This window comes from Streptomyces camelliae (assembly GCF_027625935.1).
Classification (GTDB): domain Bacteria; phylum Actinomycetota; class Actinomycetes; order Streptomycetales; family Streptomycetaceae; genus Streptomyces; species Streptomyces camelliae.
Genome location: NZ_CP115300.1, coordinates 6797097 through 6817119 on the forward strand (window position 1 = coordinate 6797097; position 20023 = coordinate 6817119).

16 protein-coding genes and 1 tRNA gene are annotated in these 20023 nt (G+C 70.6%); 7 read left to right on the forward strand and 10 right to left on the reverse strand.

Annotation, left to right across the window (positions count from 1 at the left end; genetic code table 11):
- The first annotated feature begins 5 nt into the window (after positions 1-5).
- From pepN to O1G22_RS31215, 5 genes are all read left to right on the forward strand, one after another.
- Complete coding sequence (gene pepN / locus O1G22_RS31195) at positions 6-2534, forward strand: aminopeptidase N (RefSeq protein WP_270084365.1); 2529 nt, start codon at positions 6-8, stop codon at positions 2532-2534.
- 107 nt (positions 2535-2641) lie between these two features.
- Positions 2642-3472, forward strand: a complete 831-nt coding sequence (locus O1G22_RS31200) for an NAD(P)H-binding protein (protein WP_270084366.1) — start codon at positions 2642-2644, stop codon at positions 3470-3472.
- Between the two features lie 146 nt (positions 3473-3618).
- Positions 3619-5043, forward strand: a complete 1425-nt coding sequence (locus tag O1G22_RS31205) for a pyridoxal phosphate-dependent decarboxylase family protein (protein ID WP_270084367.1) — start codon at positions 3619-3621, stop codon at positions 5041-5043.
- Entirely contained in the window at positions 5040-6455 is a 1416-nt protein-coding gene (locus O1G22_RS31210; protein ID WP_270084368.1) for a lysine N(6)-hydroxylase/L-ornithine N(5)-oxygenase family protein, read from the forward strand. The genes O1G22_RS31205 and O1G22_RS31210 overlap by 4 nt, the downstream gene beginning before the upstream one ends.
- A gap of 48 nt (positions 6456-6503) precedes the next feature.
- A complete protein-coding gene (locus O1G22_RS31215; RefSeq protein ID WP_270084369.1) occupies positions 6504-7628 on the forward strand; it encodes a GDSL-type esterase/lipase family protein in 1125 nt (374 codons plus the stop codon).
- 276 nt (positions 7629-7904) lie between these two features.
- Here O1G22_RS31215 and O1G22_RS31220 read toward each other — a convergent pair whose 3' ends face one another.
- Positions 7905-9740 (reverse strand): bifunctional metallophosphatase/5'-nucleotidase, encoded by a 1836-nt coding sequence (locus tag O1G22_RS31220; RefSeq protein WP_270084370.1) that lies wholly within the window; start codon positions 9738-9740, stop codon positions 7905-7907.
- 219 nt (positions 9741-9959) lie between these two features.
- Here O1G22_RS31220 and pyk point away from each other — a divergent pair, with 219 nt between their 5' ends.
- Positions 9960-11399 (forward strand): pyruvate kinase, encoded by a 1440-nt coding sequence (pyk, locus tag O1G22_RS31225; protein ID WP_270084371.1) that lies wholly within the window; start codon positions 9960-9962, stop codon positions 11397-11399.
- 61 nt (positions 11400-11460) lie between these two features.
- Here pyk and O1G22_RS31230 read toward each other — a convergent pair.
- Positions 11461-11535: transfer RNA gene (locus tag O1G22_RS31230), tRNA-Leu, on the reverse strand.
- Between the two features lie 100 nt (positions 11536-11635).
- On the opposite strand from O1G22_RS31230, the gene O1G22_RS31235 reads away from it, so the two are divergent.
- Positions 11636-12292: an ANTAR domain-containing response regulator gene (locus O1G22_RS31235; RefSeq protein WP_270084372.1), complete on the forward strand. Its 657-nt coding sequence runs from the start codon at positions 11636-11638 to the stop codon at positions 12290-12292.
- 66 nt (positions 12293-12358) lie between these two features.
- On the opposite strand, the gene O1G22_RS31240 is transcribed toward O1G22_RS31235, so the two are convergent.
- From O1G22_RS31240 to O1G22_RS31275, 8 genes are all read right to left on the reverse strand, one after another.
- Positions 12359-13075, reverse strand: a complete 717-nt coding sequence (locus tag O1G22_RS31240) for an ABC transporter ATP-binding protein (protein WP_270084373.1) — start codon at positions 13073-13075, stop codon at positions 12359-12361.
- Positions 13072-13983, reverse strand: a complete 912-nt coding sequence (locus tag O1G22_RS31245; protein WP_270084374.1) for an ABC transporter ATP-binding protein — start codon at positions 13981-13983, stop codon at positions 13072-13074. Before O1G22_RS31245 ends, O1G22_RS31240 begins: the two co-directional genes overlap by 4 nt.
- Positions 13984-13988: 5 nt before the next feature.
- Positions 13989-15839 carry a branched-chain amino acid ABC transporter permease gene (locus tag O1G22_RS31250; protein WP_270084375.1) on the reverse strand — a complete coding sequence of 617 codons (1851 nt, stop codon included), beginning with the start codon at positions 15837-15839 and terminating at the stop codon, positions 13989-13991.
- Positions 15840-15844: 5 nt separating this feature from the next.
- Positions 15845-16777, reverse strand: coding sequence for a branched-chain amino acid ABC transporter permease (locus tag O1G22_RS31255; RefSeq protein WP_270084376.1), 933 nt, complete (start codon positions 16775-16777; stop codon positions 15845-15847).
- Positions 16778-16887: 110 nt separating this feature from the next.
- A complete protein-coding gene (locus O1G22_RS31260; protein WP_270084377.1) occupies positions 16888-18129 on the reverse strand; it encodes a branched-chain amino acid ABC transporter substrate-binding protein in 1242 nt (413 codons plus the stop codon).
- Between the two features lie 285 nt (positions 18130-18414).
- A complete protein-coding gene (locus O1G22_RS31265) occupies positions 18415-19077 on the reverse strand; it encodes a Tat pathway signal sequence domain protein (RefSeq protein ID WP_270084378.1) in 663 nt (220 codons plus the stop codon).
- On the reverse strand, positions 19074-19478 hold the full coding sequence (locus O1G22_RS31270; RefSeq protein WP_270084379.1) for a hypothetical protein: 405 nt from the start codon (positions 19476-19478) through the stop codon (positions 19074-19076). Before O1G22_RS31270 ends, O1G22_RS31265 begins: the two co-directional genes overlap by 4 nt.
- A gap of 53 nt (positions 19479-19531) precedes the next feature.
- Positions 19532-20023: a hotdog fold thioesterase gene (locus tag O1G22_RS31275; protein ID WP_225096587.1), complete on the reverse strand. Its 492-nt coding sequence runs from the start codon at positions 20021-20023 to the stop codon at positions 19532-19534.

A 20023-nucleotide genomic window follows, 5' to 3' on the forward strand; every position in this document is an offset into this window, starting at 1 on the left:
CCTGCATGTCCGTACTCACGCGCGACGAAGCGCAGCTCCGAGCACAGCTCCTCGACGTCCACCGCTACACGGTCGAACTGGACCTCACCACCGGGGACGAGACCTTCGACTCCCGCACCGTGATCCGCTTCACCGCGCGCTCCGCCGGGGACACGTTCGTCGAGCTGAAGCCCGCCGAGCTCCGCGCGGTCGCGCTCGACGGACAGCCCCTCGACCCGGAGTCGCTCGACGACGGCCGGCTGCCGCTGAAGAACCTCACTTCGGGCGAGCACGAGCTGCGCGTGGACGCGGTCATGCGCTACTCCCGCACCGGCGAGGGCATGCACCGCTTCACCGACCCCAGCGACGGTGAGACGTACGTCTACACGCAGATGTTCATGGACGACGTCCAGCGCGTCTTCGCCGCCTTCGACCAGCCCGACCTGAAGGCCCTCTTCGAGGTCTCCGTCAAGGCACCCGAGGGCTGGACCGTCCTCGCCAACAGCGTCACCGAGCGGCGCGCCGACGGCGTCTGGCAGGCCGCGCCCACCCCGCTGATCTCCACGTACCTCGTCGCCGTCGCCGCCGGCCCCTGGCACTCGGTGCGCACCGAGCACCGCGGCCTGCCCTTCGGCATCCACTGCCGCCGCTCCCTCGCGCCCCACCTCGACACCGACGCCGAGGAGATCTTCGACGTCACGCGCGCGTGCTTCGACCGCTACCACGAGAAGTTCGAGGAGCCGTACCCCTTCGACTCCTACGACCAGGCGTTCGTCCCGGAGTTCAACGCGGGCGCGATGGAGAACCCGGGCCTGGTCACCTTCCGCGACGAGTTCGTCTACCGCTCCGCCGTCACCGACACCGAGCGGCAGACCCGCGCCATGGTCATCGCGCACGAGATGGCCCACATGTGGTTCGGCGACCTCGTCACCCTCAAGTGGTGGGACGACATCTGGCTGAACGAGTCCTTCGCCGAGTACATGGGCTACCAGACCACCGCCGAGGCCACCCGGTTCGCCGACCCCTGGACCGAGTTCGGCGTCACCCGCAAGTCCTGGGGCTACGACGCCGACCAGCGGCCCACCACCCACCCGGTCGCCCCCGAGAACGTCGACGACACGGCCTCCGCGCTGCTCAACTTCGACGGCATCTCCTACGCCAAGGGCGCTTCCGCACTGCGCCAGCTCGCCGCCTGGCTCGGCGAGAAGGACTTCCTCGCCGGCATCAACACCCACTTCGCCCGGCACAAGTTCGGCAACGCCGCCCTCGCCGACTTCATCGACTCCCTCGCCTCGGCCACCGACCGCGACGTGCCCGCGTGGGCCGACAGCTGGCTGCGCACCACCGGCGTCGACACGCTCACGCCCCAGGTGGCCACCGCCGACGGCACCTGGACCCTGACCGTCGACCGCGCGGGGAGCCGCCCGCACCACCTCACCGCCGGCCTGTACGACCTCGACCTCGCCGACGAGGGCCGCCTGGTACTGCGCGAGCGCCTCGGCCTCGACGTCCCGCAGAGCGTCCCGCAGCCCATCGGCAAGCGCCCGGCGCTGCTCCTGCTCAACGACGGCGACCTCACCTACGCCAAGGTCCGCTTCGACGCCGAGTCCTTCGAGGCGGTGCGCACCGGACTGTCCGGCCTGCCCGACCCGCTCACCCGCGCGGTCGTCTGGAACGCCCTCAGGGACGCCGTGCGCGACGGCGAACTGCCGCCCGCCGCCTACCTGGAGACGGCCCGCGCCCACCTCCCGCGCGAGACCGACCTGGCCCTCGTCCAGGGCGTCCTCGCCTTCGCCTCCGGCCAGATCGCCGTCCAGTACCTGAGCGCGCAGGAGCGCTCGGCGGCCCTGTCCACCCTCACCTCCCTCTGCCGCGACCTGCTGCGCCGCACCGAGGACGGCGACCACCCCGGCCTGCGCCTGATCGCCGTACGGCATCTGATCAGCGCCGCCGCCCACCCCGACACCATCGCCGCCTGGCTCGCCGACGGCACGGTGCCCGGCGGGCCGGAACTCGACCCCGAGCTGCGCTGGCGCATACTCGGCAGGCTCGCCGTGCTCGGCGCCACCGACGAGGCCGCCATCGCCGCCGAGCTGGAGCGCGACCCCAGCGCCACGGGCCAGGAAGGCGCCGCCCGCTGCCGCGCCGCCCTGCCCGACCCGGAGGCCAAGCGGGCGGCCTGGGAGGCGATGTTCGCCGGCGACGACCTGTCGAACTACCTCTTCACGGCCACCGCACAGGGCTTCTGGCAGCCCGAACAGGCCGAGCTGGTACGGCAGTACGTGCCGCGCTTCTACGCGGACGCGGTCGCCGTCAGCGCCCGCCGGGGCCCCGCCATCGCGCAGGCCGTCGGCCGCTGGGCCTTCCCCGCCCACGCCGTCGACGCCGAGAACCTGCGCCTCGGCGAGGCCTGCCTGCGCGACGCCGACCCCACCCCGGCCCTGCGCCGCACCCTCGCCGACCGCCTCGACGACCTCGCCCGCGCCCTGCGGGTGCGCGGAGAGGAAGAAGCGCGGCAGGAGGCGGTGGAGGCACAGGGGGCGCAGGGGGCGTAGGACGGGAGACCCAGGACACGGCTGCTCCCTGCCGACGATGCGGCGGGGGCGGCCGCCTTCCTAGGCTCGGTCACGACTGATCGAGTGAACCTTTGAGAGGCAGCACCGTGATCGTAGTGACCGGAGCGACCGGCAACGTCGGCCGTGCCCTCGTCGAGCGTCTTCTCGCCACGGGCCGGCCCGTGCGCGCGCTGACCCGCGACCCGCAGCGGGCCGCACTGCCCGAGGCGGCCGAGGTCGTGCGGTTCCAGCAGGACGACCCGGCCGCCCTGTTCGACGGGGCGACGGCCCTCTACCTCTACGCGCAGGCCACCACACCCGCGCTGCTGGAGGCGGCCCGCGCCCAGGGCGTCCGGCATGTCGTCCTGCTCTCCAGCGCCGTCATCGAAGAGGGCGCCGACGAGACCCACCCCATCCACATCATGCACGCCACCGCCGAGCGGCAGATCCGCGACAGCGGGCTCGCCTGGACCTTCCTGCGGCCGGGCGCCTTCGCCACCAACGCGCTCTCGCTGGCCCCGCAGATCCGTGCCGGGAACACTGTCCGCGGCGTCTACGCGGACGGCCTGAGCGCGCCCATCCACGAGGACGACATGGCGGCGGTCGCCGAGCGTGCCCTGCTCGACGGCGGGCACGAGGGCGCCGTGTACCGGCTGACCGGACCGGCGGCGATCAGCAACGCCGAGCAGGTCGCGGCGATCGGCGCGGCCCTCGGCCGGGAGCTGACGTTCGTGGAGACGGACCCCCGCGAGGCGGGCCCGGAGCTGTTCCCGCACGTTCCGCCGCAGATGCTTCAGCGGCTGCTGCAGACCTTCGCGGACACCGTCGGCGTGGCACCGGAGATCAACGACGTGGTGGAGAAGCTCACGGGCACCCCGGCCCGCCCCTTCACCCAGTGGGCCCGGGACCACGTCGAGGACTTCGGGGGACGGGCATAGTCCCGACGCATTTTCCCTGCTCGGCAGTACCCACTTTCGGGTTCTGATCGCCGATCTTTCGGGACACACGGGCCTCTTCCAGTCCAAACTGGAAGCCGGCCGGCCAACCCGACAGCCGCGGCCAACCCGAGAGCGGAGGACAGCCGATGACCGGTGACGCCCCTCCGCCCGCCTCTCGCCCCGTCCCTCCGCCCGCCTCTCGCCCCGTCCCTCCGCCCGCCCCGCCCCTCGCCTCGGGCCCCCACGGCGCCGACGCCCTGCGCCCGCTGCTCGGCACCGTCCTCGACGCGCTCGCGGACGGTGGCCGGGCACGGGGCGGGCCGCTGCCCGCCGGGGGGCCCGAGGCCGTCGCCGCGCGGATCGCCGACGTGCTCGGGGACGCCCTGCCGGACGACGGCGACCCCGGCGCGCTGCGCGCCCTCGTACACGCCCTCGCCGAGGGCTCGACCGACCCCGCCGACCCGCTGTGCGCGGCTCATCTGCACTGCCCGCCGCTCGCCGTGGCCACCGCCGCCGACCTCGCGGCGAGCGCCCTCAACCCGTCCCTGGACTCCTGGGACCAGGCCCCGGCCGCCTCCGCCCTGGAAGCCGCCGTCACCCGCGCGCTCGCCCACACGGCAGGGCTCGCCGATGCCCTGGTCACCACCGGCGGCACCGAGTCCAACCAACTGGCCCTGCTGCTGGCCCGCGAGACGCACGGCGCTGGCGTCCGGATGGTCTGCGGGGCCCAGGCCCACCACTCGCTGCCGCGCGCCGCCTGGCTGCTCGGCCTGCCCGAACCGGTCGTCGTGCCCACCCCGAGCGGCGTCCTCGATCCGGCCGCCCTGGACGAGGCCCTCACCGCGCTCTCCGGCCCGCTGCTGGTCGCCGCCACCGCCGGCAGCACCGACGCCGGCCTCATCGACCCGCTGCCGGAGATCGCCGGCCTGTGCGCCGCCCACGGCGCCCGGCTGCACATCGACGCCGCCTACGGCGGGGGCCTGCTGTTCAGCGACCGGCACCGCGACAAGCTCGCCGGACTCGAAGCCGCCCACACCGTCACCCTGGACCTGCACAAACTCGGCTGGCAGCCGGTCGCCGCGGGCCTCCTCGCCGTCGCCCGCCCCGCCGAACTCGCCGCCCTCCAGCAGCGCGCCGACTACCTGAACGCCGACGACGACACCGAGGCCGGCTTCCCCGATCTGCTCGGCCGCTCCCTGCGCACCTCGCGCCGCCCCGACATCCTCAAGATCGCCGTCACGCTGAAGACCCTGGGCCGCGGCGGGCTCGGCGACCTGGTCGACCAGGTCTGCGCCCGCGCGCGCGAGTTCGCGGCGCTGATCGACGAGCACCCCGGCTTCGAGCTGTACGACCGGCCCGTGATCAGCACGGTGCTGTTCCGGCCGGCGGGCGCCGACGACGACGCCGTGGCCGCCGTACGCCGCCGGCTGCTGCACGAGGGCCGGGCCGTCGTCGGGCGGGCCCGGCTCGACGGCCGGCTCTGGCTCAAGGCCACCCTCCTCAATCCCCACACCCGGCCGGACGCCCTGGCCCAGCTCCTGAAACTCGTAGAAGAAGGCACCCCCGCATGACCAACCCCCCACCCCGCGAGCCCGCCGCCCCCCGTGACCTGGTCGGCATCGGCATCGGCCCCAGCAATCTCTCCCTGGCCGCCCTCGCCCACCCGCTCGCCGAACTCGACGCCGTCTTCTACGAACAGAGCCCCGGCTTCGACTGGCACCCCGGCCTGCTCATCGAGGGCGCCACCATCCAGGTGCCGTACCTCGCCGACCTGGTGACCCTCGTCGACCCGACCAGCCCCTGGAGCTTCCTGAACTACCTCAGGTCCCGCGAACGGCTCTTCCCCTTCTACTTCGCCGAGCGCTTCCACATCCACCGCGCCGAGTACGACGCCTACTGCCGCTGGGTCGCGCAGCACCTCCCCGGGCTGCGCTTCAGCCACCAGGTCGACTCGGTGCGCTGGGATCCCGAACGGGACGTGTTCGAGGTCGACTTCACCCAGCTCGACGCCGAGGGCGAGGCCGAGGCCCTGGGCCGTACCCACACCCGCAACGTCGTCCTCGGCGTCGGCACCACCCCCTATGTGCCCGACCCGCTCCAGCCCCTCGTGGACGCCCCCGGCGTGCCCGTCATCCACGCCGCCGACTACCTCGGCCACCGCGACAGCGTCCTCGCCGCCGGACACGTCACCGTCGTCGGCTCCGGACAGTCCGGCGCCGAGGTCTTCCTGGACCTGCTCCGCCACCGCCCCGCGGGGCGCGAGAAGCTGCACTGGATCGGCCGCAGCGAGGCGTTCGCGCCGATGGAGTACTCCAAGCTGGGCCTGGAGCACTTCACCCCCGACTACACGCGCTACTTCCACGCCCTCACCGAGCCCGTCCGGGACCGGGTCGTCGCCGCCCAGTGGCAGCTGCACAAGGGCATCGACGCGGGCACCCTGGCCGCCATCCACGACGAGCTGTACCGGCGCACCCTGCACGGCGGCTGGCCCGACGCCGTACTCATCCCCGGCGTCCGGGTCCGCACGGCCGGCCGGATCGCGACCACCAAGGTCGAACTCCATCTGGAGCACCTCCAGCAGGACAGCCGCTCCCGGCTCACCACCGACGCCGTCGTCCTCGCCACCGGCTACCGCGAGCACTCGCTCGACCGCATCCTCGCCGGACTCGACCCCTACATGCGCCGCGACAGCAGCGAACGCCTGCGCATCGACGAGGAGTTCCGCCTCGTCCTCGACCCTTCCGTCACCGGCTCCATCTACGTCCAGAACGCCGAGCTGCACACCCACGGCGTCGGCGCCCCCGACCTCGGCCTCGCCGCCTGGCGCAGCGCCACCATCGTCAACTCGCTCACGGGGAAGGACCCTTACCCGCTACCGGTCCGAACCGCCTTCACCACCTTCGGACTTCACCACCAGCCCACCCGGGTGCCGCAGACCCGGCAGGCGAAGCAGCTCACTCCGCTCGTCGAGGGAAGGCAATAAGGCGGCAAAAGCGGAAGAAGTCCGCTGACGGCGGTGTTGGCGGTTGCCATGACAACGACATGGATCGCCGCCCACCGCACCGCCGTCATCGACCCGTACGAGGGTTTCCAGCTCTTCGAGAGCAGAGGCTTCGCCGATCAGACCCTGCGCCAGACCCTGCGGCTCGCCGGAGAAGGTGAGGCGGTACGGATCATCCTCAGCAACCGATACGGCAAGGAGCCCCTGGAGATCGGCGGCGCGCACCTCCGAGGCGACGGGATCGACACCCCGCTCACCTTCGACGGCGCCAAGGCCGTCACGGTGCCGGCCGGCGCGGACCTCGTCTCCGACCCGGTCGAGCAGCCCGTCACCGCGGGCCAGGTCCTCACGGTCGGCCTCTACCTGCCCGGCGACACCGGCCTGACCACGTACTCCGCGGTGCCCTACGACACCGGTCACGCGGCCCCCGGCGACCAGCTGACCGCACCGGCCCTGCGGGACGCCGAGGAGGTGCCCACCGGCCACTTCGGGATCGGCGCCGACGTCCGCGCGCCCGAGGGCACCCGGATCGCGGTCGCCTTCGGAGACTCCTGGATCGAGGGCGCGGCCACCACGCCCGGCCTCGACAACAGCTTCCCGGCCCAGCTCGGCCGCCGTCTGACCCGCGGCTGGATCGTCAACCAGGGCATCTCCGGCAACCGTCTGCTCACCGACGAGATCGGCGAGCACCTCCTCGCCCGCGTGGACCGGGACGTCCTCGCGGTGCCCGGGGTCAGCCATGTCCTGATCCACATCGGCCTCAACGACTTCGGTCTGCCCGGCCACATCGCCTTCCCCGAGCCCGGGACGCCGCCCACGGCCGCCGCGTTCATCGCCGGTCTGACCGCCCTGGCCGACCGGCTGCACGCCGCCGGGCTGACCGTCCTCGGCTCCACCGTCGGCCCGTACCGCGGCACGGTCTACGACGGCTACGACAGCGAGGCCGGCCAGGCCGTGCGGCGCGAGGTGAACGCCTGGCTGCTGAGCGGGGACCACCCCTTCGACGGCATCGTGGACGTCGCCGCCGCCGTCGCGGACCCGGCCGAACCCGAGCGGATCCGCGAGGAGTTCAACAGCGGCGACGGACTGCACGTCAACGACGCCGGCGCGAAGGCGATCGCCGACGCCGTGGACCTGAGCCTGCTGGACCTCTAGCAGGCGGCCAGGGGGTGCCGTTTGGATCATCCTGGCGTCGCGGGTCCTGGCACGCACATCTGCGGCGTTGTCGTCGGTCGCCGACTCCCCCACGCTCGGCTTCTCCCCCACGCTCGGCTTCGCTCGCACGGGGGACCCCCAGCGCGGGAGGGACCCCCAGCGCGGGAGGGGCCCCCATCGCGTCGCCCGCCGCGGCAGCGGCTGATGTCACGGCCTCCTCCGCCGTGCAGTTGCACGCACCAGACCCCGCTCGGGTCGGCCACAAGGCGCCGTTCGTCACGGCCACGCTGATCCAAACGGCACCCCCGAGAACACGGGGGTGCCGTTCCGCACCAGCTTCCAGTCCGCCGAGGCGAAGTCCTTCGGGTCCAGCACGCCCTTCGCGGTGACCCACTCCGCGATCCGGGTACGGATCTCCGTCGACTCCGACCACAGCTCCTTGGCGTCGGCGACGTGCGGGAAGGCACCGCCGCCGTTGGCGCGGTAGTTGTTCACGGCGAGCACGAACTGCCGGGCGTCGTCCAGCGGGGCGCCCTGGAAGGTGAGGTTCCTGATCCGGGACCCGGCGGGCTGGGCGATGTCGATGTCGTACGACAGGCCCGATACGTAGTCGTAGTTGTAGTCCGGGCGGCCGCCCGCGTTGGTGAGCCTGTCGACGTCCACGGGGTCGCCGGCGGCCGTCTGGTTGTAGTACGCCGCCGAGTACTCCAGGTAGGCCCGCACCTGGGCGCCCGTCAGCAGCTTGGCGACCAGGGTGTTGTCGTAGACGTACAGGCCCGACAGATCCCGGATGGTCACATCGCCGGCCGGGATCTCGGAGGTCCGGGAGAACGGCGAGGCCTGCGCGAGCACCGGCAGCGAGGCGTACGGCGTGCCCGCGAGTGCGGCCTTGACCACGTCCTCCTGCACCTTGGTGATCAGGTCGATGACCGGGGCGTCCCGGTAGCGGGCCTCGACCGTCGTCAGCGTCTCGGTGGCCCGGCCCACGACCTGGTTGACGTACGTGACGACCTTCTGGTGCTCGTCCTTCAACAGCCGTGTGATCTCCGGGTCGTCGGCGACCGTGTTGGCGTTGCGCAGCGACGCGGAGACCGACTCGACCGTCCAGCGGCCCTTGCTGAAGACGAGTTCGACGTCGAAGAGGGTGAGGCGCTCGGCGTAGCACAGCGGCTCGGAGAGCACGACCGTCTTCCCGGTCCGCTCGTTGACGACCTTCAGCTCGGGGATCTCCACGTGCGCGTGCCCGACCAGGATCGCGTCGATGCCCGGCACCTGCCGCGCCACATTCGCCGCCGCGTTCTCCACGTACGGCACCTGGTCGCCGTACGACGACGTGCCCGACGTGCCCGAGTGCGCGGAGACCACGACCACGTCGGCGCCCATCGACCTCAGCTTCGGTACCCACGTCGCGGCCTGCTCCTCCAGCCCCGGGAACGCCAGCCTGCCCTGCACATAGGCCTTGTCCCAGATCGCGATGCCCGGGTTGGTCAGCCCGAGCACGGCTACCTTGACCGGCCTGGCGCCGGGCACGTGGAACGTCTTCATGACGTACGGCGGGAACGCGGGCCGCAATGTCTTCGCGTCGACCGCGTTGGCGCCGAGCAGCGGGAAGTCGAGCTGCTCCTCGAACGTCCGAAGCGTCTCGATGCCGTAGTTGAACTCGTGGTTGCCGAGCGCCGCCGCGTCGTACCCGATCGCGTTCATCGCCTTCGCCATCGGGTGCACCGGGCCGTCCTGGGCGGTGATCGGGTCGACCTTGGCGTAGTAGTAGGCCAGCGGGGTGCCCTGGATGGTGTCACCGGCGTCCAGCAGCAGGGTGTTGCGGCGGCCCTTCTCCTTGCGTACCTGCTCGACCAGGGTCGCGATGCGGGCCAGGCCCATCGCGTTGCCGGCCTTGTCGGAGTACTCCGTGTCCTTGAAGTAGTCCCAGTTGAAGACATGGCCGTGCAGATCGGTGGTGCCCATCACGGTCAGCGAGTACCGCTTGACGGGGTGGACGGGCCGGTGGGGCTGCGCGGCCGCGGCCGCCGGAGCCGCCGCCGCGCCGGCGACCGCCACCCCCGCCCCGGTGGCGGCGGACTGCTTCAGGAACTTCCGGCGGTTCAACGGCATCTCATGGTCTCCTGAGGGAATGGTCGAGAAAGGGTCAACGACGCGCGTAGATTCTGACCTGAACATGACCCGATATGCCAGCCTCCAGGAGGCGGAAATTCGCTCATCGGAGCGAGTGGTCGCACACTTCAACACTTGTCAACAACCCTTTGCTCAAAGGTTGTTGAGTGGTCATGTGCGGCCGATTGTCTACCCACCGGTAAGGCCTAGGCTCGACGTATGCGCCGAGCAAAGATCGTCTGTACTCTGGGGCCCGCCACCGACTCGTACGACCAGATCAAGGCACTGGTCGAGGCCGGAATGGACGTCGCCCGCTTCAACCTCAGCCACGGCACACACGCCGAGCACGAGGAGCGCTACCGACGCGTGCGAAAGGCGGCCGACGAAACCGGCCGCAGCGTCGGCGTTCTCGCCGACCTTCAAGGCCCGAAGATCCGGCTCGGCCACTTCGACGAAGGACCCGTACTCCTTGAACGCGGCGACGAGTTCACCATCACCGTCGAGGAGGGTGTCGCCGGCGACCGCCACCGGTGCGGCACCACCTACGCCGGCCTCGCCGACGACGTCACCCCCGGCGAGCGCGTCCTCGTGGACGACGGCAAGGTCTGCCTGGAGGTCACCGCCGTCGACGGCCCCCGCGTGCACACCCGGGTGGTCGAGGGCGGCATGGTCTCCGACCACAAGGGCCTGAACCTCCCCGGCGTCGCCGTCTCCGTCCCCGCCCTCTCCGAGAAGGACCAGGACGACCTGCGCTGGGCGCTGCGCACCGGCTTCGACGTCATCGCCCTGTCCTTCGTGCGCAGCGGCGACGACGCCAAGGACGTGCACCGGATCATGGCCGAGGAGGGCCGCCGGCTGCCGGTGATCGCCAAGGTCGAGAAGCCGCAGGCCGTGGCGAACCTCGACGGCATCGTGGCCGCCTTCGACGGGATCATGGTGGCCCGCGGCGACCTGGGCGTGGAGATGCCGCTGGAGCGGGTGCCGATCGTGCAGAAGCGCGCGGTCAAGCTCGCCCGGCGCAACGCCAAGCCGGTCATCGTCGCCACCCAGATGCTCGACTCGATGATCGACAACTCCCGCCCGACCCGCGCCGAGGCCTCCGACGTGGCCAACGCGGTCCTCGACGGCACGGACGCGGTGATGCTCTCCGGCGAGACCAGTGTCGGCAAGTACCCGATCGAGACCGTGCGCACCATGGCGAAGATCGTCGAGGCGGCCGAGCGCGACATGCTCGCGGCGGGCCTGCCGCCGCTGACCGAGAGCAGCAAACCGCGTACCCAGGGCGGCGCGGTCGCCCGCGCGGCGGCGGAGATGGGCGACTTCCTGGGCGCGAAGTTCCTGGTGGCGTTCACCCAGTCGGGAGACACGGCGCGCCGGCTGTCGCGCTACCGCTCCCCGATCCCCCTGCTGGCCTTCACCCCGGAACCGGCCACCCGCTCCCAGCTCAGCCTCACCTGGGGCGCGGAGACCTTCCTCGGCCCGCACGTCGACTCCACCGACGCCATGGTCGACCAGGTGGACGAGCTGCTGCTGAAATACGGCCGCTGCCGGAAGGGTGACATCGTGGTGATCACAGCCGGCTCCCCGCCCGGGGTCTCCGGCGCGACCAACATGGTCCGGGTCCACCACATCGGCGAGGACGACAGTCCCAGGGGATGAGAAAAGGCCCCTCTTACCGGAGGGGCCTTGCCGATTGCCGACCTTGGAATCCAAGGAAAAGTGCCCCGGGTCGGACTCGAACCGACACTGTACGGGTTTTGAATCCGTTGCCTGCTGCCAATTGGGCTACCGGGGCTCGCAGAATCCAAGGTTTCCCCCGACCCTCCGCGCGTCCACCATACCGTAGCTAGGTAGGCTCTTGTCAGCAGTACCCCTGCCCTGAACGAGGAGCCCCTGTGACCGCCGAGTCGCCCCAGCCCGTAGACGCGCCCGACGACGGCAAGTCGCACGTGCCTCCGCTGACGACCCGTGTCGTCATCGCCGAGGACGAGGCCCTGATCCGGCTCGACCTGAAGGAGATGCTGGAGGAAGAGGGGTACACGGTCGTCGGCGAGGCCGGGGACGGCGAGCAGGCCGTCGAACTGGCCCGCGAGCATCAGCCGGACCTGGTCATCATGGACGTGAAGATGCCCAAGCTGGACGGCATCTCCGCGGCCGAGAAGATCGCCGAGGAGTCCATCGCGCCGGTCCTGATGCTCACCGCCTTCTCCCAGCGCGACCTCGTGGAGCGCGCCCGGGACGCCGGTGCGATGGCGTACCTGGTGAAGCCGTTCAGCAAGAGCGACGTCGTCCCGGCGATCGAGATGGCCGTCTCCCGCTTCACCGAGCTGAAGCAGCTGGAGAAGGAGGTCGCCGACCTCACCCAGCGCCTGGAGACCCGCAAGCTGGTCGACCGCGCGAAGTCCATCCTCCAGACCGAGTACGGCCTGACCGAGCCGGCCGCGTTCCGCTGGATCCAGAAGACGTCCATGGACCGCCGCATGTCGATGCAGCAGGTCGCCGAGGCCGTCATCGCGGACAGCGAGGAGAAGAAGGCGAGCAAGAAGGGCTGAGCCCCCTCTCGCACCACGAGGCCCGCGCCCCCTCCTTCGGGGTGCGGGCCTCGTCGTGCACGACGATCAGTCCTCGCCGAGATACGCCTTCCGCACCGACTCGTCGTGCAGCAGGTCCTGCCCGGTGCCCGACAGGACGATCGTCCCGACCTCCATCACATGCCCCTGGTCGGCCAGCGACAGGGCTGCCTGGGCGTTCTGCTCGACCAGCAGGATCGTCGTGCCCTGGGCCTTCAGCTCGGCGATGGTCGCCATGATCTTCTGCATCATGATCGGCGACAGACCCATCGACGGCTCGTCCAGCATCAGCAGCTTCGGCTGGGACATCAGCGCCCTGCCCATCGCCAGCATCTGCTGCTCACCGCCGGAGAGGGTGCCCGCGGCCTGCTTCCTGCGCTCCCCGAGGATGGGGAAGAGCTCGTAGGCGCGCTGGATGTCCCTCTCGATGCCCGCCTTGTCGCTGCGCAGGAACGCGCCGAGGCGCAGATTGTCCTCGATGGTCATGCGCGGGAAGATGTGCCGCCCCTCGGGGGAGTGGGCGAGGCCGAGGGAGACGATCTGGTGGGCCGGGACCTTCTTCAGCGACCTGCCGTTGAACCGGATCTGCCCGCCGACCGGCTTCAGCAGACCGGACAGCGTGCGCAGCGTCGTGGTCTTGCCGGCGCCGTTGGTGCCGATGAGGGTGACCACCTGACCGGCCTCGACCGTGAAGGAGATGCCCTTGACGGCTTCGATCTTGCCGTAGGCGACCCTGAGGTCCTCGACTTCGAGCAGTGCGGTCATCGGTCGTTCTCCTTGCCGGACGCGGCATCCGTGGTGGCCTCGGCGTGTGCCTCGGCGGCCTCGACCTCGGCCACCTCTTCGTCACCGGGCGCGTTCTCGAAGGGCTCGCCGAGGTAGGCCGCGATCACCCGCTCGTCGCCCTGGACGGTCGCGCTGTCGCCCTCGATCAGCTTCTCGCCCTGCACCAGAACGGCCACCCGGTCGCAGAGGTTGAAGATGAACCGCATGTCGTGCTCGATGACGAGGACGGCGATGCCCTTGTCCCGGATGGCGAAGACCAGTTCCTCGGTGGCCCGGGTCTCCTGCGGGTTCATGCCGGCCGTCGGCTCGTCGAGCAGCAGCAGTCCGGGCTCGCTGGCGAGCGCGCGGGCGATCTCCAGCTTGCGCTGCTCACCGTAGGGGAGGTTGCGGGCGAGGTGCTCGGCCTTGTGCTCCAGGCCCACGAACTGCAGCAGCTCCATGGCCCGTGCGCGGGAGGCGGCCTCGGCGCGGTGGAAGCCCGGGCCGCGCAGCAGCGCCGACCACAGGCCCTCCTTGGTGCGGGTGTGCCGGCCGACGAGGACGTTCTCCAGGACCGTCATGTTCGCGAACAGCCGGATGTTCTGGAAGGTGCGGGCGATGCCGGCCGCTGTGACCTTGAAGGACTTCGGCGGCAGCACCTGGCCCTTGTAGCGGACCTCGCCCTCGGTGGGGACGTACAGGCCGGTCAGGCAGTTGAAGAAGGTCGTCTTGCCGGCGCCGTTGGGGCCGATCAGGCCGACGATCTCGCCGCTGTTGACGGTCAGGTCCACACCCCGTACGGCCGTCAGACCGCCGAAGCGCATGGTCACGCCGCGGGCGTCGAGGACGGTCTCGCCGGAGGCGGCGGCGCCGGGGGCGGTGTCCTGGGTGGTGGTGTCGGTGGTCATCGTGGTCAGACCCCTGCCTTGCTGAGGACGGCGGGAGCTTCGGTGTCCTCGTGGAATTCGAGCTGACGGCGCCGGTTGGGGATGAGGCCCTCCGGGCGGAAGCGCATCAGCAGGATGAGGGTGACGCCGAAGGCGAAGAGCTGGTAGTCGCCCAGGAACTGGAGCTTGGCCGGGATCAGGTACAGCAGGGACGCGCCGACCAGCGGACCGGAGATGGTGCCCATGCCGCCGAGGACCACCGCGGCCAGCAGGAAGGCCGAGTTGGGCGGTACGGCGTAGGCGAACTGGTACTGCTCCGGGGTCACCGTGTAGGTGACGTGGGCCTGGACGGAGCCGGACAGACCGGCGAGGCAGGCGCCCAGGGCGAAGGCGATGAGCTTGACCCGGAAGCCGTTGATGCCCATGGCGAGCGCGGCGGTCTCGTCCTCGCGGATGGCGACCCAGGCGCGGCCGATGCGGGACTCGCTGCTGCGCCGGAACACGACGACCACGATGAGCGTGATGATCAGCATCAGCAGCAGGTAGTTGGCGAACCGGCCGATGGTGGTGCCGAGGATCTGGTGCTGCGCGCCGAAGTCGAAGCCGAGGATGTTCAGGTTCGGGATCGAGGAGATGCCGTTGGAGCCGTTGGTGACGTCCGGGCCCGAGGTGCCGTCCATGTTGAGCACGGTGATCCGGAAGATCTCACCGAAGCCGAGGGTCACGATGGCCAGGTAGTCGCCGCGCAGCCGCAGGGTCGGGGCGCCGATGATCACGCCGAAGATCATGGCGACCACCGCGCCGAGCAGCGCCGAGGCCCAGAACGGCCAGTGCACGTGCAGCGGCGAGGACGGCGAGCCGGAGACCAGGGCCGCGGTGTAGGCGCCGACGCCGAGGAAGGCGACGTAACCGAGGTCGAGCAGGCCGGCGAGGCCGACGACGATGTTCAGGCCGAGGGCGACGGTCGCGAAGATCAGGATGTAGACGCCGATCGTCGCGTACTGGTCGTTGGTCTGGGTGAACGGGAAGGCCGCGGCCGCGACGAAGGCGCCGGTCATGGTGATGTTCCGGTGCTTCGCGGTGAGCGCCGAGACACGCGCCACGAGCCCGGCCTTGGCGGCCGCGGCGAAACCGAAGCCGGCGGTGATCAGGAAGCCGACGAACAGTTCGTCGTACGGCGTGCCGACGCCGTAGCTGAAGACGATCAGACCCACGGCCATGACGGCGACGATGACGAGGATCTCGGCCCAGGACGGCAGCGGGCGGGCCGGAGCCGGGGTCTCGGAGGCGAAGGCCGCGCGGAACGTGTTCCAGTTCTGCCGGGCGTTGTGCTTGAACAGCTCCCAGCCGGCGTCGTCCGGGTCGACCGGGTCCGGCTCCGGCCGCGTGAACGGCTGGGCCAGCGCGCCGAGCAGGGCGAGCAGCGTGGCGACCGCGACGACGAAGCCGCCGGGGTCCAGGTTCACCAGGCCGCCGAGCTCCACGCTGATGGCGATGACGGTGTACCAGGCGGTGCCGAAGGCGGCGAGCGCGGCCATCTTCAGGGCGGCGTCGGCGCTGCCCGGCGTCAGCCGGTCGAGGCCCTTGACGCCGTAGGAGGCGAGGCCGAACAGGACGGTGAGGATGCCGCCGATCAGCACGAGGACCTGCAGTCCGCCCGGGTAGCCGTAGACGGTGAGGTCGCCGGGGAAGTCGGTGGTCCAGGTCCAGGACATGAACGTGGAGACGATCGCGAGGGCGCCGCCGCCGGTGGCGAGGGCTCGGCCGAGCGGGGCCGGCAGCGGGATCAGGCCGGCCGGGGCAGCCGCCAGGGTGCTCGAAGTCTCCGGGGTCTCGGGGGACTTGGGGGACTCGGACGGTGTGGTCTGTGTGGTCATCGCTGTCACGCCCTGTCCGCGACGCGCTCGCCGAGCAGGCCCTGTGGCCTGAACAGCAGTACGAGGATGAGGAGGATGAAGGCCCAGACGTCTGCCCAGGACTGGCTGCCGAACTTGTCCATGCCGGGGATGTCCGCGATGTAGGCGGTGGACAGCGCCTCGGCCACACCGAGGACGAGGCCGCCGAGCATGGCGCCGTAGATGTTGCCGATGCCGCCGAGGACGGCCGCGGTGAAGGCCTTCAGGCCGAGCAGGAAGCCCATCTTGAAGTCGATCTGACCGTACTTCAGGCCGTAGGCGACCCCTCCCACGGCGGCGAACGCGGCACCGAGGGCGAACGCGATCACGATGATGCGGTCGGTGTTGACGCCCATCAGCTTCGCGGTGTCCGGATCCTGGGCGGTGGCCTGCATGCCGCGGCCGGTGCGGGTGCGCATCACGAAGTAGGCGAGAAAGGCCATGCTGAGCGGGGCCGCGACCACCAGGAAGATGTCACCCGTCTGGATGGTGACGTTGCCGATGGTGAAGGGGCCGCCCGGAATGGTCGGGAAGGTACGGGCGGACTTCGCCTCGGGGTACCAGGCCCACACCGCCTGCTGCAGCGCCAGCGACAGACCGATGGCCGTGATGAGGGGCGCGAGCCGGGGTGCGGTGCGCAGCGGACGGTAGGCGAACCGTTCCGCCCCGACGGCGACCGTGACGGCGACGACGATCGCGCCGATCAGCATCAGCGGCAGCGCCACCCACATCGAGGTGCCGTCGGGAAGGATGTACGCGTAGACCGTGAGCGCGCCGAACGCGCCGGTCATGAAGATCTCGCCGTGGGCGAAGTTGATGAGCTGGACAATGCCGTAGACCATTGTGTAGCCGATGGCGACCAGCCCGTACATGGATCCTAGGAGCAGGCCGTTGACCAGCTGCTGCGGCAGTTCGTTCACCGCATGTCCTCCGAGACGTACGGAAAGTGCGACGGATGGGGCCGGATGCGAGTCCGCGCGGGGCGCCCTGGAACAGCGCCCCCCGCGGCTCGGCTGGTGCGGGAGTGGGGTCAGCCGCCGGCGTAGGTGCCGGACTCCACGGCCTTCCAGGCTCCGCCCGTCACGGAGTAGACGGTGAGCTGCTTGTTCGTCGCGTCACCGTACTCGTCGAAGGAGACCTTGCCGGTCACACCGTCGAAGGACACGTTCTGCACCGCGGCCGTCACCTTCGCGCGGGCGTCGGACGGCAGCTTGCCGCCGTTGTCGTCGACGACCTTCTTCACGGCCTCGATGATCGCCCAGGCCGAGTCGTAGGAGTAACCGCCGTAGGCCGCGTAGTCCTCCTTGTAGCCCCCCGCCTTGTAGTTGGCGACGAACTCCTTGGCGGAGGCCAGCGTCTCGACCGGCGCGCCGACCGAGGTGGCGAGGTCGCCGGTGGCGGAGGAGCCGGCCAGCTTGATGTAGGTCGGGTCGTAGACGCCGTCGCCGCCGATCAGCGGGATGTTGGCACCGGCGGCCTTGATCTGCTTGCTGAGCGGGCCGGCCTGCGGGTACTCGCCGCCGTAGTAGACCACCTCGGCACCGGAGTTCTTCACCTTGGTGGCGACCGCGGAGAAGTCCTTGGTGTCGGGGTTGATGTGCTCGGTGCCGACCACCTTGCCGCCGAGTTTCGTGAACTCGCTGGTGAAGGTCGCGGCGAGACCGGCGCCGTAGGTCTTCTTGTCGTCGATGACGAAGACCTTGGTCTTCTTGGCCTTGTTGAAGACGTACTGCGCGGCGAACGGGCCCTGGATGGCGTCCGTGGTCGCGGTGCGGAAGTACGACTTGTACGGGCGCGACTTGGTCTTCTGCCAGTCGGTGCCCTGCGTCAGCGCGGGGTTGGTGTTGGCGGGCGAGACCTCCACCAGTTTGGCGTCGTCGAAGACCTTCTGCATCGACTGCGCGACCGACGAGTTCAGCGGGCCGACGACACCGAGGACGGAGGAGTCGGACACGAACGCGGAGGCGTTCTGCTGGCCGGAGGAGGGCTGCGCCTGGTCGTCCTTGGCCACCATCTTGAAGGTGACGCCCTTGACCAGGTTCTGCTTGTTGGCCGTGTTGACCGCGAGGTCCACGGAGTTCTTGATGCCCAGGCCGAGCGCGGACAGGTCGCCGGTCAGCGGGGCGTCGATGCCGATGGTGACGGTGGTGCCGCCGCCCTTTCCGGAGTCGGAACCCTTGTCGCCGCCGCTGTCGCGCGAGCCGCAGGCGGTGAGGGTGAGTGCTCCCGCTGCCAGCGCGGCGGTGATGGCGATGAGCGAACGTTGACGCACGATCAGTCCTTTCCCCTGGACGACCGTCTCCCCCTGGAAACGGCCGAGCCGCGCGCCGGCCCGAAGCGACAAGCCCAAAAAAGACGGGTCGCAGAGCAATCGGTCGGCGCGGTGACTGGCCGTGACTCTAAGCGTGTGCAGGGAACGTGGAGGAGAGTCTGACCAAGGCTGTGACTCTCTTGTTATGACACGACGTAATGCAGAGCGGTACGCCCTGGGGGAAAGGGCGGAATTACGGCCGATTCGCCCTGTCCGCATGATGAGAACCCGCAGGATCCTCCATGATCAATTCAGGTGTCTCGCGGGTTTTGGTGATGACGTGATCTTGTTGCCGCAGGCCTCTTTCAGAGCCTGGGAGAGGTGTTGCGCGTAGCGCGTACCGAGGATGAAGCTTTGAATCTGCATTGCGCGCGTATTACGCAGAGTTACATCCAGGAAAGGGAGTCCGGCGTCCTTAGGCACTTTTCCGCATTCCGTCACGTGCATGGTTATGGTGATCTTGCGGGCGGATCCCTCCGCTGTCCGGAAAGGGGTCCGCGGGTCTGTCACCAGCGACAGTCCCGCGTACGGCTGGGTCACCCGGGTCACGGTGACCGGCGGCCCGGACTCCACGCTCAGTAGCACGGCGAAGCTGAAGCTCCGGGGTGGAGCGCCGGCCGGGGTGGGCAGCCCGCCCGCGTACACCACCTCAACCGTCTGTGCCGGGAAGGGTGTTGGCGGCGGCGGGGGCTGTGCCGGTCGCTGTGGCCGGGTGGCGTAGAGATAGCCGCCACCGCCCAGGAGTACGGCAGCGGCGGCGAGGGCGAGCGTGGCGCGCCGGTGACGGGCGTACCGGACGGCGAACGCGCTGCGAACTCGGCGTAGGTGATTCGGAGTTGCTTCAGGCTGCTCTCCGGTGTCCCACGCGCGCGTGCCCTCGCCGGGCTCCAGGGGGCCGATGCCGCTCACTGCCAGGAGCCTCCGCTCGGGGTCCCGTGCCGGTAGCGCTCGGCGCAGGCCTGGCGCGCCTGACGGCCGATCAACTCGTCTGCGGCGGACGTGCCTTGGCGCCGCTGTACGACGCGTGCCGCGTCCACGACGGTGCGCAGGATCTCGAACTGGCCGGTGGACAGGCCCATCGACTGGTAGTCGCCGTAGGTGGTGCCGTCGAGCACCTCGCGCGACCAGTGGGAGACGAGGCGGGTGCACAGGTCGGCGGCGGAGGCGGAGGTGGAGGCGGAGGTGGGGTTGGGGGAGGGGTGCCCTGTGTCGGCGGGCCGGGCGCAGGACGGTGTGAGCAGGAGCGCGGGCAGCGCCAGCCCGAGCACCAGGAACCTCACCCCCGGCCGGGGCTCCCCTCGCCGTCCCATGGTCCGAAGCTAAGGGGCAAGGCGGCGGGGAGCAACGGCCCGGAGCGCGCGGATCAGTCGGCGGCGGGCCGGGCGTGCGCCTCGTCGCCCGTGCGCACGTCCCGCAGCAGGCAGGTCAGCCGGGCGCTGCACACCCGGCGGCCCTCCTCGTCGCTGATCACGATCTCGTACGTCGCCGTCGAGCGGCCCCGGTGCACGGGCGTGGCCACACCCGTCACCAGGCCCGAGCGGACCCCGCGGTGATGCGTGCAGTTCAGGTCCACGCCCACCGCTATCTTCGAGCTGCCGCCGTGCAGCATGGAGCCGACCGAGCCCAGCGTCTCCGCCAGCACCGCGGAGGCGCCGCCGTGCAGCAGCCCGTACGGCTGGGTGTTGCCCTCCACCGGCATGGTCCCGACGACCTTGTCCGCCGACGCCTCCAGGATCTGCACGCCCATCCGCGTGCCCAGGTGTCCGGCCGAGAACAGGGCGGGCAGATCGACACCGAGCGCCGCGTACTCGTCGATGACCTCCTGCGGGAACTTCACGTGCTGCTGCTCACCCAT

Excerpts from the sequence above, each read along its gene's own strand:
- pepN (WP_270084365.1), top strand. The coding sequence starts at position 6 with ATGTCCGTACTCACGCGCGACGAAGCGCAGCTCCGAGCACAGCTCCTC.
- O1G22_RS31205 (WP_270084367.1), top strand. The coding sequence starts at position 3,619 with ATGACCGGTGACGCCCCTCCGCCCGCCTCTCGCCCCGTCCCTCCGCCC.
- O1G22_RS31210 (WP_270084368.1), top strand. The coding sequence starts at position 5,040 with ATGACCAACCCCCCACCCCGCGAGCCCGCCGCCCCCCGTGACCTGGTC.
- O1G22_RS31215 (WP_270084369.1), top strand. The coding sequence starts at position 6,504 with ATGACAACGACATGGATCGCCGCCCACCGCACCGCCGTCATCGACCCG.
- O1G22_RS31220 (WP_270084370.1), bottom strand. The coding sequence starts at position 9,740 with ATGCCGTTGAACCGCCGGAAGTTCCTGAAGCAGTCCGCCGCCACCGGG.
- pyk (WP_270084371.1), top strand. The coding sequence starts at position 9,960 with ATGCGCCGAGCAAAGATCGTCTGTACTCTGGGGCCCGCCACCGACTCG.
- O1G22_RS31240 (WP_270084373.1), bottom strand. The coding sequence starts at position 13,075 with ATGACCGCACTGCTCGAAGTCGAGGACCTCAGGGTCGCCTACGGCAAG.
- O1G22_RS31245 (WP_270084374.1), bottom strand. The coding sequence starts at position 13,983 with ATGACCACCGACACCACCACCCAGGACACCGCCCCCGGCGCCGCCGCC.
- O1G22_RS31250 (WP_270084375.1), bottom strand. The coding sequence starts at position 15,839 with ATGACCACACAGACCACACCGTCCGAGTCCCCCAAGTCCCCCGAGACC.
- O1G22_RS31270 (WP_270084379.1), bottom strand. The coding sequence starts at position 19,478 with ATGGGACGGCGAGGGGAGCCCCGGCCGGGGGTGAGGTTCCTGGTGCTC.
- O1G22_RS31275 (WP_225096587.1), bottom strand. The coding sequence starts at position 20,023 with ATGGGTGAGCAGCAGCACGTGAAGTTCCCGCAGGAGGTCATCGACGAG.